This window comes from Microcoleus sp. Pol7_A1 (assembly GCF_036701085.1).
Classification (GTDB): Bacteria; Cyanobacteriota; Cyanobacteriia; order Cyanobacteriales; family Microcoleaceae; genus Microcoleus; species Microcoleus asticus.
Window position 1 is genome coordinate 253,047 of sequence record NZ_JAUBQD010000001.1, and the last position, 14,943, is coordinate 267,989.

At 47.4% G+C, this 14,943-nt stretch carries 14 protein-coding genes; 6 read left to right on the forward strand and 8 right to left on the reverse strand.

What is annotated here, in order from left to right; all coding sequences use genetic code 11:
- Window positions 1–130 precede the first annotated feature (130 nt).
- Window positions 131–331: a hypothetical protein gene (locus QUA20_RS01150; protein WP_333184540.1), complete on the reverse strand. Its 201-nt coding sequence runs from the start codon at window positions 329–331 to the stop codon at window positions 131–133.
- A gap of 181 nt (window positions 332–512) precedes the next feature.
- Window positions 513–2,528 (reverse strand): SdrD B-like domain-containing protein, encoded by a 2,016-nt coding sequence (locus QUA20_RS01155; protein WP_333184541.1) that lies wholly within the window; start codon window positions 2,526–2,528, stop codon window positions 513–515.
- A 196-nt stretch (window positions 2,529–2,724) separates the two neighbouring features.
- Between QUA20_RS01155 and QUA20_RS01160 the strand changes: the two genes are divergently transcribed.
- Complete coding sequence (locus QUA20_RS01160) at window positions 2,725–3,405, forward strand: peptidoglycan-binding protein (RefSeq protein ID WP_333184543.1); 681 nt, start codon at window positions 2,725–2,727, stop codon at window positions 3,403–3,405.
- A gap of 755 nt (window positions 3,406–4,160) precedes the next feature.
- Here the strand turns inward: QUA20_RS01160 and QUA20_RS01165 are convergent.
- Complete coding sequence (locus QUA20_RS01165) at window positions 4,161–6,038, reverse strand: DUF1565 domain-containing protein (protein WP_333184545.1); 1,878 nt, start codon at window positions 6,036–6,038, stop codon at window positions 4,161–4,163.
- A 360-nt stretch (window positions 6,039–6,398) separates the two neighbouring features.
- On the opposite strand from QUA20_RS01165, the gene QUA20_RS01170 reads away from it, so the two are divergent.
- Together QUA20_RS01170 and thiS are read left to right on the forward strand one after the other, a co-directional pair.
- A complete protein-coding gene (locus QUA20_RS01170) occupies window positions 6,399–7,481 on the forward strand; it encodes a thiamine phosphate synthase (protein WP_333184547.1) in 1,083 nt (360 codons plus the stop codon).
- A gap of 97 nt (window positions 7,482–7,578) precedes the next feature.
- Entirely contained in the window at window positions 7,579–7,791 is a 213-nt protein-coding gene (thiS, locus tag QUA20_RS01175; protein ID WP_333184549.1) for a sulfur carrier protein ThiS, read from the forward strand.
- 201 nt (window positions 7,792–7,992) lie between these two features.
- Here the strand turns inward: thiS and rpmA are convergent, their stop codons facing one another.
- Together rpmA and rplU are read right to left on the reverse strand one after the other, a co-directional pair.
- Complete coding sequence (gene rpmA / locus QUA20_RS01180) at window positions 7,993–8,292, reverse strand: 50S ribosomal protein L27 (RefSeq protein WP_172190165.1); 300 nt, start codon at window positions 8,290–8,292, stop codon at window positions 7,993–7,995.
- Window positions 8,293–8,319: 27 nt separating this feature from the next.
- Window positions 8,320–8,712, reverse strand: a complete 393-nt coding sequence (rplU, locus tag QUA20_RS01185) for a 50S ribosomal protein L21 (RefSeq protein WP_333031963.1) — start codon at window positions 8,710–8,712, stop codon at window positions 8,320–8,322.
- Between the two features lie 299 nt (window positions 8,713–9,011).
- Here rplU and QUA20_RS01190 point away from each other — a divergent pair, with 299 nt between their 5' ends.
- The 3 genes from QUA20_RS01190 to QUA20_RS01200 all read left to right on the forward strand — a co-directional run bounded on the left by QUA20_RS01190 (window position 9,012) and on the right by QUA20_RS01200 (window position 13,112).
- The gene (locus tag QUA20_RS01190) at window positions 9,012–12,167 is read left to right on the forward strand and encodes a pentapeptide repeat-containing protein (protein ID WP_333184551.1); all 3,156 of its coding nucleotides are present in this window, start codon (window positions 9,012–9,014) and stop codon (window positions 12,165–12,167) included.
- Window positions 12,168–12,241: 74 nt separating this feature from the next.
- Window positions 12,242–12,433 (forward strand): glutathione S-transferase C-terminal domain-containing protein, encoded by a 192-nt coding sequence (locus tag QUA20_RS01195; protein ID WP_333184554.1) that lies wholly within the window; start codon window positions 12,242–12,244, stop codon window positions 12,431–12,433.
- 49 nt (window positions 12,434–12,482) lie between these two features.
- The gene (locus QUA20_RS01200; RefSeq protein ID WP_333031957.1) at window positions 12,483–13,112 is read left to right on the forward strand and encodes a pyridoxamine 5'-phosphate oxidase family protein; all 630 of its coding nucleotides are present in this window, start codon (window positions 12,483–12,485) and stop codon (window positions 13,110–13,112) included.
- A gap of 176 nt (window positions 13,113–13,288) precedes the next feature.
- On the opposite strand, the gene QUA20_RS01205 is transcribed toward QUA20_RS01200, so the two are convergent.
- The 3 genes from QUA20_RS01205 to QUA20_RS01215 form a co-directional block, all read right to left on the reverse strand.
- On the reverse strand, window positions 13,289–13,504 hold the full coding sequence (locus tag QUA20_RS01205; protein WP_015176895.1) for a hypothetical protein: 216 nt from the start codon (window positions 13,502–13,504) through the stop codon (window positions 13,289–13,291).
- A 324-nt stretch (window positions 13,505–13,828) separates the two neighbouring features.
- Window positions 13,829–14,329: a DUF3122 domain-containing protein gene (locus QUA20_RS01210; protein ID WP_333184557.1), complete on the reverse strand. Its 501-nt coding sequence runs from the start codon at window positions 14,327–14,329 to the stop codon at window positions 13,829–13,831.
- A 211-nt stretch (window positions 14,330–14,540) separates the two neighbouring features.
- Window positions 14,541–14,912, reverse strand: coding sequence for a c-type cytochrome (locus QUA20_RS01215; protein ID WP_333184558.1), 372 nt, complete (start codon window positions 14,910–14,912; stop codon window positions 14,541–14,543).
- Window positions 14,913–14,943 lie beyond the last annotated feature (31 nt).

Genomic DNA, 14,943 nt, shown 5'->3' on the forward strand with positions numbered 1-14,943 from the left:
CAGTGCCTCAAGCTTTGTCGCTGGCAAGTATATCAGGTTTTGAAGAACCCTGGCAATTTGAGGGCAACATCTTCAAGATTTGCACGCCTTCTCTGTCCGTACATACTTGCTGTTTCGAGCTTTAAAAAGCCTAAGACTGACTTCTCCCCCCTGATATCGAGTCCGGCGGCATCGTTCTTGTTTGTCCTGGTTCGCTGTGCTTGGCGATCGCATTGTCTGGGATTGCCAAGTACAGCGAAACAGCACCGATCGAGCTACCGGACTTGATATGACTTGCTTTGCCTGGAAATACGCCGATCGGGTTTGGGGGAATTGCCTGATAGTTTCTCACTCACAGAGATGCTACTGCCTCTGAATATTGCACCCAATATACAAGCCAGTTTCGGAGTTGCCGGAACTTAGGCTTGAGTGTTGGAGGTTGCCAACAATAGGGTATCACGCGATCGCCCTTTAACCTCTTCGTTATTTTTATCTGCGGTTTGGGATTCCGGGCGATCGAGCTTTGTGTCACCCTACATCACCGGGAAATCTCTCACACCCATCGGCACAACCGATTGAGCGATCGCCGAATTAATTAATTCATTTCCCTTGACAATTTGGTTGATTTCTGCATTCAGATTTAGACCGACATTCTGTTGCTCAAAGTTAGGAATATTGCCTAAATTCGCAAAAGATCCATCACTCCAAAAATCACTAATTCGATAAATATCACGACCCTGGCTCGAAAGCAAGCTATCCGCCCCAATATTGCCGGCAGGTTCGCCCGCGTAGTTGCTGGCATCCGTCCGCGGGCCGCCATTCAATGATTTAGCCGACCTATCCTCAGTATCTCCCGTCAGCAAATCTCCCGTCACCAAATCAATGCTGCTGGCCCGAATCTCTGCCGAGACAACAACCACCGCAGGCGGGGTCGTTAGAATGAAACCGGGCGGCGGAACTTCGCGGACAACATAACTACCTACCGGAACATTGCGGAAACTGTAATTGCCTTGAACGTCGCTTAAGGTACTCGCTTCACCCGGATCTAAACTGCTGTTGTTGTTGAGGTCGATGTAAATTTGAGTGTTGGCGATCGGCGGTTCCCCGGGATCTAGGCGGCCGTTAGCGTTAAAATCGTTAAATTTCACACCGCTGATCGTGCCCGTTACCAACACGTTGCCAAAGCTGAGATTAGTGGCATTTGTGCCGTTGCCCACGGCGATCGGAGTCGGATTTGGCGTCGTTTGTCGAAAACCGGGTTGCGGGAGTTCCCTCACCAAATAGGTGCCTTGAGACAAATTGATAAAAGAGAAATTACCTTGCGGGTTTGTTAAAGTCGAAGGTTCGTTGGGATCTGGGGCGCCGTTGTTGTTGAGGTCCAGGTAAATCGGCCAGTTGGCAACTCTCGGTTCCGTCGGTTCGTTGATACCGTTAGCGTTGAGGTCGTTGAACTTGAAGCCGCTGATGCTGCCGGTGGGAAAATTGTTGCCGAAATTGACGCCGACAGCGTTGGTATTGCCGGTAATGTCGATCGGGCCTGGATTTGGCGTAGTCTGTACCCATCCCGGTTGCTGGACTTCCCTCACCAAATACCGGCCCGGGGAAACATTCGCAAAAGTGTAGTTGCCTTGCGGGTTTGTGATGGTGTTGGGTTCGCCCGGATCAAAGCTGCTGTTGGCGTTGAGGTCGAGGTAAATTGGCCAGTTGGTCAGAGGCGGGTCTGTCGCATCTCGGACGCTGTTGGCATTGAGGTCGTTGAACTTGAAGCCGCTGATGCTGCCGACAAAAAAGACATTGCCAAAATTGATGTTGTTGACAGTGGCGTTGGAAGTAACATTAACCGGGCCGGGGTCAGGCGTGGTTTGGCGAAAACCCGGTTGCTGGACTTCTCTCACCAAATATGTATCTGCGGGAATATTGACAAAAGCGTAATTGCCCTCAACGTTTGTCAAAGTAACAGGTTCGACGCCATCGAGCCTGTTGTTGCGGTTGAGGTCGAGGTAAATTTGCCAGTTAGCTAGCCCTTGTTCCCCGAGATCTCGGCTGCTGTTGTTATTGATGTCGTTGAATTTTGTGCCTGCGATCGTCCCTGCGTTGAAGTTGTTGCCAAAATTGATATTGCCAGCGTTTGTCCCGCTGGTAATCGTGATGGGTGCGGGATTTGGGGTAGTTTGGCGAAAGTTCGGCTGCTGGACTTCCCTAACTTGGTAAGTTCCCGGCGGCAGGTTGGCGAAGATGTAGTTGCCTTGCGGGTTTGTGAGGGTGGAAGGTTCGTTAAACTCTGGCTGGCTGTTGTTGTTGAGGTCGAGGTAGATTTGCCAGTTGGGAATTGGGACTTCTCCGGGATCGGGGCTACCGTTGGCGTTAAGGTCGTTGTATTTGGTGCCGCTGATGCTGCCGACTTGGAAGTTCCCGATGTTGACGTTGCCGATGTCTATTTGGCGGGCGGTTCTGGTGGGATTGCTGCTGGATTCGGACATGGTGTTGCTGGGGCCCAAGGAACGCGATTCAATGTTTTCTGTAGGGCAATCTAGCAGTTTTTTTGCCAATTGCAGCTATTTGAGAGGCATAAATTTTTTTTAGGAAAGGGAAGGGGGGAAAAGTTGTGAGTTTTGAGTTAACTGGTTCCGAGGCTCTTCCTGGGAAACAATTAATGCCCCATGCCCAATTCCCAATGCCGAACTTCCCACTTTTTTCCAGATTTGATGTACGATCGCTACCAGTTTTGCAGAGGTCGAATTCCCAATGTCCCAAAACTTGACAGCAAGCTGGAATGACGCCCGCGAGGTTCCGAGTTGGCTCGGAGGCTGGAGTTTGTGCGGTTTATTGCTAATGGGATCGATCGCCTCTACTCCTGTTGCAGCACAGCTACCTACCTCGGAACAGAGTAACAGCAACAGCCCGATCGCTCAAACAGGTGCGATCGTCCGCCCCGCAATCAAATTGGGCAGCCGCGGATCGGAAGTGATCGAACTCCAAGCTGCTCTTAAATTGTTGGGCTTTTACGCTGACACTGTAGACGGGGTTTTCTCGCAAAGCACGGCTAGAGCTGTATCTGAGTTCCAAGAAGCAGCAGGCATAGCTCCAGACGCAATAGTCGGTCAAGATACTTGGAACAGGCTGTTTCCTGCTGCTCCGAGCGCGATCGTCGAAAACCCCATAGCCAACGATCCTGTAACTGCCGACAACTCAGAGATTAGTCCCGAAGCGCAGCCAACCAATTTTCCAGTTTTGAGAAGACGAATGCGGGGGCCGGCAGTCAGAGATTTGCAAGAGCGGCTGCGGGCCAAGGGATTTTTGCGCGTGAGTGCTGACGGCGTGTTCGGCCCGGCAACTCAAGCTGCTGTCAAGGCGGCTCAGCGACAATATCAATTACCCGCCGATGGCATTGTCGGCCGCGCAACTTGGGAAGCTCTGCTGCGTTGACAGCAAGCCAAAAGTGCCGGCTATGCACGTTGCGCGATCTGGCGATCGTACAAATTGTTAATAATCGCTTTTGGAAGTATTTCTGCACGTCAAAAAGTGTCAAGTTTGGTAAACAAAGTGTTTTCATGCGCGCAGTTGGTGTTAACTTAAAAACATGAGGGGCAAAACCAAGAAGCACAAAAACTTGGATAAAAAATTTGGAATTAGAGTATTTGTCCCGCTCGGCTCTAGTTCGCAGGCAACGCCTGAACTGTGTAGCTTATTAGCAAAGAAAGGTTGATATTGTGATCGGGATTTGTTAAATAGCTTGAGGCTATTGCATAAATCAAAAGTTGCGATCGCACAACAGTCAAACACAGAAGTCTGAATAGACTCCGCTAGTAGCTAAATGGCCCGCAGAGTAGTTGCAAAAAAGTCCACCTTAGTTGTAGTTTGCTGAAACTCAGCAGAGCTAAAAACCCACTTGAATCAACTTAATTTACAAATGTTTTAGGGTCTGGCATCCGATATGCTAGGCCCTAAAATTTTGTAATTTTGAAGTAGTCATATCAAATCCGTAGCATCGGAATTAATATTACCCACAGCCTGGAAACGGCATTGCCGTTTCCCTACAATTAATCGCAGTAGGCAAACGGCACTGCCGTTTCCTCTATATAATTCCGGTGCAACCGGAAACGATATCAGTAGTTTTTGACTGTTAACAGTCAACAGTCAACAGTCAACAGTCAACTAATAACTAATGACTAATGACCATTTCATTTAATGTCCTCAATTCGAGCATTCAAACCGTTAGCGCTGAGCATTTGTAGCAATTCCTCAGCTTTTTCGCGTTCCCGAAAAGCACCGGCTTGCATCACCGATCGCCCGCTGGAAAAAGAGCGAAAAGCACCGGGAACGAGAGATTTCATTTTTTGTAGATCGCCCGAACTGTTGGTATCCACCACAACTCGATACCGCAAACCCAAAGCAGACGGTAGATCGAATGACGGCGAATTGTCGGAATCGGGCAAAGAATTTCCCCCTAAAGCAGCAGGTACATAACCGCCCCTTCCTAGAGGAATGTTGCGGCCCGGAACAGGCAATCTACCTTCGGAAGAAACCGCAGTCGAACTATCAAAATTGGGAGGAATAATTGATTGCTGTACCGAAATTTCCGAAACAGATCGAGAATTAGGCTCGGGCACGGGAATTGCGATCGCCCCTGGGACTACCGGTGAAGCAGCGGCATTCCTCGGAGAAAGCTCTTGCCGCAACTGGGCGCTTCGCGGTGCGGGTCGATTTTGCACCGGTCGCCTGGAAACTGGCGCAGGTGGAGAAATTGGCGCTATTTCTACTCTAGGACTTAGCCGCCCGGGAGTGTAAGCAGGGAGAGAAGTTTCTGGGCCGCCGATGCTGGGAGGTCGATCGACCCTTAGCTCAAAAGCACTTCCCCCAATTGGCGCAGGAGGACTAAAAGTTCCCGCCACATCAACCGATCCCGTCGTCCGGTTGCTCGACAATTGATTGCCGTAAGCTGGGATTACTTGACCTTTGGCCGCATTGTTGACATCGTACTGACCGTTGTTGCGAATGACATTCCCCCCCGGTTCGGTCGCAGTTCCCAAATCCGGCAGAGCTCTCGCGATCGCCACAATTCCGTCCCGCCGGTTACTCTCGATATAATTGTTGCGCAGCACCGGTCTAGCATCAGCTTGCACTACCACGCCGTCCTTATTGCGAGTAATTTTGTTGCCGATCAGCAGAGGCGAAGCGTTCTGCGCTACATTCACCCCAAATCCCGTGTTTTCAAACACATTATCTCGAACTTCCGGCTGGGAACTGCCAAAAATCGTGATGCCGTTAGCTCCATTTTTCGAGAAAACATTCCCGCCAATCGTCGGCCTGGAAGTACCCACTACCGAAATTCCGTCGTGAGTGCTGCCAGAAAAAGTATTGTTGACAACCGTCGGAGAACTCGATTCGATCCACAAAGCGTAACCGCGAGAGTTGGTATTCGTCACCGTCACCCCGCTGAGTCCCGCCCCGTCTGCGGCTAAAATCGCGATATTTTGACCCGCCGAAGTCGGACTGATAAAGTATCCTCCGCCTTTGATGACAATATTCTGACCCCGAGTGTTGGGATTTCCCTGAACTGTCACGCTGGACCTGAGCATTAATGGAAATTTTTCGCCGGATTGAGCGCTGTAAGTACCGGGCGCTAGCAAAATCGCTGTTTTGGGCGGGGCCACGCTTAAGGCGTAGGTAAGGGTTTTGAACGGTGATCGATCGCTGCCGTTGCCCCCCGTGTCGCTGCCCCCGGTCGAGCTGACGTAGAGTATGTTGATGTCGCTCTGCAGCGTCTGAGAAAGTAGCTGCACTCCCGGTATCCCGGCAGCTATAACTGACGGTTGATGGTTGCAAAGGGCGGTGCTGGCAAAAACGAGCAAAAGGCAAGAACTCAAACAAGGTTTTTGCGATCGATTTTCTTTGCACCAGGTCTGTTGTGAGTAAATCAGCATAAAAAAACGCAACTTATCTGTGAGTCGAGTTTCGCCTCCGGTGTTTCGTGTCGGGTTTTCGCGATCGAAGTTTAAATACGCCCGCCTGTTTGGGTTGTTCTCCCTTAATCTTTTGTGTTGTTCTGCTAACCTCACGGCTCTCCTCCCAAGTGTGGTATGCAGCTTAACGATTTCACTCTCATCAAGTTTGATCTATTATGCTTCGTTTTTCTCAAATTCAATAAAACTTAAAAATTTGTCTAAATTAAATCGGTTGAGGTAAAAATTAGGCCGATCGCTTTGCTACGATCTTGACCAAGAATTTCTTGATGGTACCCGCCACGTGATTTATCCGTGGAATCAATCGAAAGCATCTCAAATCTAAAATCCTCAAGCCCCCGAATTTATCCGTGGGGTCAATCTAAAATCCAAAATCTAAAATCTAAAATCGAATGACGGCGTGGGAGAATATAGCGGTTTGACTGGTAGGATTAATTATAATTAGGGTGGTTCTGAATGACCGACAAACAAAACAGAACTTTACCGGCACAGCCAGCACTCTGCCGGATCTTAGATGCAAATTTAGATCGATCGCGCGAAGGGTTGAGAATTATTGAAGAATGGTGCAGGTTTGGTCTCAACAACGCCGATTTGGCTGGCGAGTGCAAGCAACTGCGTCAAGAATTGGCTGCTTGGCACGTCGCAGAACTTCGCAGTGCTAGGGATACGCCGGCAGATCCGGGTACGGAGTTGACTCACCCGCAGGAAGAGCAACGTTCGAGCATTCAGCAGCTACTTGAGGCGAATTTCTGTCGGGTGGAAGAAGCTCTGCGGGTACTCGAAGAGTATGGCAAAATTTACGATCGGAATATGGGGGCGGCTTTTAAGCAGATGCGCTATCGGGTTTATACTCTCGAAAGCAATTTGCTGGCTTACCGGCGCTACCAGCAGTTAATTCGATCGCAGTTATACCTTGTAACTTCGCCGAGAGACAACTTGTTGGGAGTCGTGGAAGCTGCTTTGCAAGGCGGACTGACTTTGGTGCAGTACCGCGACAAAAGCTCAGACGACGGCGCAAAGCTGGCCAACGCGCGCCAGCTTTGCGAACTTTGTCACCGCTACGATGCTTTGCTGATTGTGAACGATCGCGTGGATTTGGCGATCGCAGCGGATGCCGACGGCGTACACTTAGGCCAGGGAGATTGGCCTGTGGCGGAAGCGCGCAAGTTGCTCGGCCCGGGACGGATCATCGGTCGTTCTACTACGAATGGCGAGGAAATGCAGCGAGCTATTGAAGAGGGAGCCGACTATATTGGAGTTGGGCCGGTTTACCACACTCCTACTAAACCTGATAAACAGGCGGCAGGTTTGGACTATGTGCGGTATGCTGCTGATAAGTCGCCGATTCCGTGGTTTGCGATCGGCGGAATTGATATCAACAACCTCGATGAAGTATTGAATGCCGGAGCTCAAAGGGTTGCCGCAGTACGCGCGATTATGGAAGCAGAACAGCCTACTTTAGTCACGCAGTTTTTCATCTCGCAGTTGATTCGGATGGAGAATCTGAAAGCTCAGAAAGCTTTGCACGGAAAAAGCTAGGTTGATTGGGGATTTGTAGGGCGGGTTTAGCACAGGAAATCTGTGCATAAAATATAATTTTGTTACCAAACCCGCCCTGAAAACTGATATTTTACTTATGATAAATCAAATTGCGCTGCAAGTTAACGGAGAAACCCGCAATTGTGCGATCGACACACCGTTACCAGAATTACTAAAACAATTGGGATTAAACCCGCGCTTGGTGGCTGTGGAGTACAACGGGGAAATTCTGCACAAACAATTTTGGGAAGCTACACACATCAAAGAGGGCGACATCTTAGAAGTTGTCACAATTGTCGGAGGAGGCTAGCCACAAATTGGTGACAAATTAAGCCTCTAGTCCGCCAGGGAATGAATTCCCTGGCTAATAGCTAAAGTCCTCTCAAGAGGACTAATGAGTTCTTCAGTCCTCTTCAGAGGACTTTAGCTTTGAGGCAGGGGTTTCAACCCCTGTCGGACTATCGGTTTTACGTTAAGTTGTTAGAAATCGGCCGAACCTAGGAACAAGGAATTAAACGGCGACAGCTTCAGCCGCAGGCTCAGCCACAGGTGCTGCTACAACAGGATAAATGCTGACTTTCTTGCGAGTTTTGCCTTTTCTTTCAAAAGTCACCACACCGTCAATCATGGCAAACAGAGTATCATCTCTGCCGATACCAACATTATTACCGGGGTGAACTTTAGTGCCGCGTTGGCGGATCAAAATGTTGCCAGCTTTGACAACTTGACCGCCGTACTTTTTGACACCCAGACGCTGAGAATTAGAATCGCGTCCGTTACGTGTACTGCCTGTACCTTTCTTGTGGGCCATAATATCCTCAACTGTATTTACTATGTTTTATTCTGAATCAGTTTCGGCGGTTTGGGGAGTTTCAACAACTGCTTCAGTTAAGTCTCTGGCGGCTAAGACTGTACCGTTGACGCTAATCGAGTCAATCATAAAGCGAGTTGTTTCTTGACGGTGCCCTTTTTTCTTCCGAGTTTTCTTTTTCGGCTTCATCTTGTAGACGAGGACTTTGCGGCCCCGGAAATGCCGCAGAACCGTTCCTTCTACACTGGCATTTTCTAGTAGAGGCTGGCCGATATGAACCTCGCCTTCGTGCTGGATCAGAAATACTTTGTCTATGGTGACTTTGGATTCAGCTTCGACGTGAAGCAGTTCGATGTCGTAGAAGCGGCCTGGTTCTACCCGAAATTGTTTGCCGCCGGTTTCAATGATTGCGTAAGTCATGGGATGGTTGTTGAGATTGCCGTACAGGTAGCTGATGAGTCATTGGTCATTGGTCGTTGTGGACTTTTGACTGCTGACTGCTCTCCAGCTTTTGGAATGTCTTAACCTGATCCGAGCCGGATTTAGACAGACAATCTACTATTATTGCGGATTGTTGTAGTTTTGTCAAGGTAAAAGGCACTTAATCTTTTCTAATTGTTAGTTTGAGAACTGATTTGTGGCGACGAACTGCGGAATGCTTACAGAGTTAAATGTAGATTTTCTCAAATTCTCTCTTCTGAAATAGGGCAGGTAAAAGAATGACTCAGGAAAATTCCGAAACTTGGCTGAACAAATTCTGGAAAACTTTGACTACTGACCCTCGGCAATTGTTACGAGGACAGCACGATGTTGTGGTAGATAGTGTTGATAGTATAAATGTGGCGATTTCTGGTGCTGTTGCTGTAGTAGGAGTGACGGGTGCGGCTATCAATCCTGCTATTCCAGTTGTTGCCGCTGGGATTGGGCTCGTGCAAATTGCTGTGCGGTGGCACAAGCGTTTTAAAAATAAGCCTCAGCAAGAGCGCTCGTTCTCTGATTACGTGCAGTTAGCTGCGGTTCTAGCTTATTGTACATCTTTCGATAAATGTCTAAACGCCAGCGATGTCCTAACTCGAATTAATCTCAACTCTGTTGTATCAGAAGAGTTTAAACAACAAATCGAAGAACTTGCCGAATCTTCCTTAGATGAACAAGAAGCCAGGAAAACGATGAGCGGTTTTCCCGGATCTAAATTGGCTGAAAAATTCAATCATTTATTATTAACTTACTTACAGCGAGTAGGATTAACTGAAGGCGAAGCTCAGACTTTGACAGAGCGAGTAGCTTGGAGCACACCTCGCTACATCAGTCAGGCACTAGCTGAAGCAAAAGATGACTTAAAAGTGCTGGCAGAACGTTATCGCGATCGCTGGCCAAAAGATCTCGATAAATACGACAATATCGACGCTTACTTAAAAGAGCAAATAGCCCCCAAACCCGAAGAAAAAGTATTTAAAGGTGAAAAATTTACGTTTAAAGATATCTACGTGCCTCTGAAGGCACAGCGACTCGATCAAAAGGGCAAGCTTATTGAAGATGAAGAACCTTTCTATTTAGAAACTTGGGCAAAAGACTTGCTTGCAGATGAAAAAAAACAAAATCAGGTGATGTTTGTCGAAGCAGGGCCCGGACGCGGTAAAAGCATTTTTTGTCGGATGTTTGCTGACTGGGTGGGGCAACATTTGCATCCTGTTTGGACGCCCGTGTTAATTCGACTGCGAGATATTCTTAAATTGCAAAATAATTTTCGAGAGACGCTAAAATATGCAGTTCCTGCGGGTTTTGCTAGCGATGACCGCTGGTTGATGGATGGAAACACGCGATATTTGTTTTTCTTGGATGGCTTTGATGAGTTGCGGATGAAGGCGAGAAGTAGCGGGGGTTTAGAGCAATTTCTCCAGGAAGTAGGGCAATTTCAGGAGGACTGCGATAAGACTTCAGAAATGAGACACCGGGTTTTGATTACTGGCAGAACTTTAGCTTTGCAAGGAATTGAAAGGCAAATGCCAGATAACTTGGATCGAGTCGAAGTTCAGATAATGGATGATGGACTACAGCAACAGTGGTTGAGCAAGTGGGAAGCCCAATTTGGGGCGGAAAAAACCTCAGCTTTTCAGCAGTTTTTGCAAGATGAATGCTGTCCAAAGAATGTAAAATCAGAACTGTCGCGAGAGCCGCTCTTGCTTTATCTGTTAGCGGCGATGCACCGGGACAAAATCTTGAAAGTTGAGGATTTTCAAGGAACTAACAGCACTCAAGCAAAAATTTTGATTTACAACAAAACTCTGAATTGGGTACTCACTGAACAGCGGTCTGAAAAGCTCAATCGCGATTTGACAGCATTGGAAACAGAGGATTTGCGGCGCATCCTTACAGAAGCAGCGTTGTGCGTGGTGCAGTCGGGAGGGGAATGCGCGACTGTAGCGATGATTGAGAAACGATTGAAAGCAGATAACTCGGCTAAAGCATTACTTGAAAAAGCACGAAAACGGAGTGAAGACAACGATGATCCTCTGAGTAATGCTTGGGCGGTTTTTTATCTTCAGAAAGGCAGTCAAGAAGGTTCTGTGGAGTTTGTACACAAGAGTTTTGGTGAATTTCTGTGTGCGGAACGATTGAAAAAAAGTCTGCAAGAGTGGACGAAACCGGGAAACAAAGGTATAGAATTTAATACTCAAGACTCTGATATGGACTGGGAGATTTATGATTTGTTGGGTTATGGGCCGCTGACAGAAGAAATTGTGGAATATTTGATGGGGTTGTTAACAACTCCGGCTGTTGCAGGGAAGGAAAGTCTGTTTCGCCCTGTGAAGTTATTCAAGCGTCTGGAAGATTTTTATCTGCGGTGGTGCGACGGTAAATTTATTGATGCGCCGCCGGAAAATTTGCCTCAAAAGAAGATGGGCCTACTGCGAGATCAATTGAAAACCCAAGATTTGGGACAGCGACAAATAGATGTTTATGCTGGTTTGAATGTGATGATTTTGCTGTTGGAGTTGCACCGTTACGGTCAGGAGACACCTGAATTTAAAGACAAAATAATGTTTTATCCTTGTGGGAAACCTAATGCTGAAGGTGAACTTGACGATGCAATTCGGTTGTTGCGTCTCATCGGTTATAGCCGTTGTGTTGAGCATTTTGGCTTTCTCCACACAGTTGGGAGATTCCTCAGTGGCGCACACCTCAGCGGCGCAAACCTTGGTGGCGCAGAACTCTGTGGCGCAGACCTCGGCGGCGCAAAACTCAGTGGCGCAAACCTCAACGGCGCAGAACTCAGCGACGCAGACCTCATTGACGCAGACCTCAGTGGCGCACACCTCCACAGCGCATACCTCAGCAGGGCATACCTCAACAGTGCAAACCTCAGCGGCGCAAACCTCAGCGGCGCAAACCTCAACAGTGCATACCTCAGCGGCGCAGACCTCAGCGGCGCAAACCTCAACAGTGCATACCTCAGCGGCGCAGACCTCAGCGACGCATATCTGATCGGCGCATATCTGATCGGCGCAGACCTCAGCCGCGCATTCCTCTGGGACGCAAACCTCAGCGGCGCAAATTTCAGCCGCGCAGACCTCTGGAACGTAGACCTCAGCGGCGCAAACCTCAGCGGCGCAGACCTCAGCGGCGCAGACCTCAGTGGCGCAAACCTCAGCGGCGCAGACCTCAGTGGCGCAAACCTCATGGGCGCAAACCTCATGGGCGGAGACCTCAGGGGCGCAAACCTCAGCGGCGCACACCTCAACGGCGCAAGCCTCACCGATCGCACTTTTGGCGATGTCAAATGGAACGAAAATACAAACTGGGAGAATGTTCGAGGTTTGGATACAGCCGTTGATGTTCCAGAAGCGTTAAGGCGACAGCTAGGAATGCAGTAGAAACATTTTTCCAGGCTTGGCGTATCATTTTTATGAACAGGCTTTCCGGCCTGTTCCACAAAGAGTGAATTTTATTGTGGGGTGGGCCGAAGAGTCCGCGCACTTGGCTAGAGTTTGAGCATCCCACGATCGCAGATGCGGCCATCTATCCCTATATCGCTTTAGCGAGAGATGGCAAGATTGAACTCGATGCTTATCCCAATGTTTTGAATTGGATCGATCGGGTGAAGCAACTCTCTGGTTATATTCCCATGTTGGGAATCTAGGCATTTTGAACATCGCCGAGTTAAATAAGTAGACAAGGAGTTAGATTTTATGCCTCGTCAATTTGGTAAGATCGCTTTTACTCCCGCAGTGAAAGCCATGCAAGAAAAAATGGGTTCCCGCGAGAACTATGAACGCTTTGTGGCTAAAGGTGCAGATAATAATTCCATCAATCCCGATCTAGAGCAATTTATTTCCAGTATGGAAGGATTTTATCTAGGCACTGTGAGTTCTAATGGCTATCCCTACATTCAGTTTCGCGGCGGGAAAGCAGGATTTTTAAAGATTCTCGATCCGAGAACTTTGGGATTTGCGGATTTTCGTGGCAATGTGCAATATATCTCTGTGGGAAATCTTGCTGAAAATGATAAAGCATTTTTGTTCCTAATGGATTACCGTCATCGCCGGCGCCTCAAGATTCTCGGTCGCGCCCGCGTTGTGGAAGACGATCCAGTAATACTTGCCCGAGTTCGGGATACAGACTATGATGCAACTGTCGAAAGAGCGATCGTATTTGAAATTGATGGCTGGGATTGGAACTGTCCGCAGCATATTCCGATTCGCTATTCTGAAACGGAAGTAGAAGCAATGCAGACCAGAATTAGAGAGTTGGAGAAACTTTTAGCAGCTAAAAACCCTAATAACGTAAATACTCCCGATCCACCGGCGCCCATCAATTAACAACCAAGAACAGCATTGAATAAGTAGCCGATACTGATGCTATCCCAAAGTACGATCGACCCTGTGGTTTACCATGTGGTTTGTAGCGAGCACGAAGAGTCCTCATCAATAAGGAGTAAAGTCCTGACTGCCAACGATCGCCCTTAATTATCTTCAACAGGGCGATCGAACTGGGTTCAAGCCGTCGCAGAACATTTGCGCGATCGCAACAATTCCAAAGCTTGCTGTTTCACGCGACCTTCCATCACCTCTTTTTGCAAATTAATAAAAGCCTCAAAATCTTCTAAACCGTACTTAGTCATCTGCAACTGCTGTCGCAACTGTTCTTCGGCCTCAACCGTTAAGTAACCTGTTGCCAAAGCTTTGCGGACAATTTTACTGATTAAAGTCATAGTAGCTTCACCCTGAATACACGTACGTTAAAACACTGAAGTTTTGTCAAACGACTAACTCAGCTTTTAGTTTGTTTCATAATTACCCTTCAAATAGGTTAAATCTACCTTAAGGTCTATGTAAATAAAGTTATTTTTGATACATCGATGAAACTGTAGCGATTTTAAATGTAGAGTGCGATTAAATTGGTATCTTGAGTTTATGTCAGACAACATTATCCTTCAAATACCTTACATCTATCTTAAGGCATATTTAAACATAGCGATTTGTGACATTGGCAATTGTAGAGATTTAAAATGTAGAGTGCGCTTAAATTGGTGTATTTAGTTTCTATCTAACAACAGCCGCCATTCTCTCACAGCAAAAGGAGGAACCAGCAATTCTGTTTCTTTTTGATTTTTCACGGGCAAATTCAACCGCAAAGGTCGATTACTTTCCACTTGTGTAAATATTGATTTAAAATCGTATTCTCCGACATTAATTGGCAAATCCGACTCGCTCCAAATATCATTAGCCTTGCCAATTTCCCGCTTTCCCGCCGCAACTTTCAGCGGAACAGGGTGCTGCATTTCTATTCCTGGAAATCCTACTAATCTCAGATTTAACGACTTTACTACTCCCGACTTTACTCGCTTGTACAAAACAACTTGCCACGCTTTGTCATCAGTATCGCGCAGGCTTTGTACGGATCGGAACATTACTGTCTCGGCAGTTTCGGGATATTTGTGAATTGAGGCAACAGCGGGCGGGCTAACCGCTAAGATTAGATACAAGCACAAGCTAATGACAGTTAAAGTTCTACGCCAACAATAATGTTTTTTCAACTTGCAATACCTCCGATAAGTTACACTTTTTAGCAAAAAAACAGGTTTCTCTTGAGATTATTAAGGAATGAACAATAGAAGCAGGCAGGTTTTGTATAAATATTATTCGTCGATGACCAAGTTACGCGCTAAACCTGCCCCTACATTATACCTAGTCTTGATTTCGTGAAGTTAAGCGCTAAACCTGGTCTTACAATGTACATAGTCTGCTTTATTTCCAATCGGTTTCGGCTTGGGATAGCACGTAAGCTGAAACATCGATAATTTGTTGTTCCGACAAACGATCTTTGTAAGCGGGCATAATACCTTTGCCGTGGGTTACTAAGTTGGAAATGTTGGCGATGGAATCCATGCCGTATTTTTTTAATGCTTTTTGTTTCAAGTTTTTGCCGCGCCTGATAATGTTGCTGCCGTTGATGTGACAACCTGCACAGTTGGCGCTGAAGACTTCGGCTGCGGTTGCGGGATTTGTAGCTGTATCTGCGAGGGCGATTTGGGAATTAGTGGCGATTTCCACAAAGGCCAGTGTCAGTATTAATACAAAAGCGCTGAGAAATTTTTTAAATTTATTTAGCGAAATCATCTATTTGCAAGTTGAAAAATAGTGCCGAATT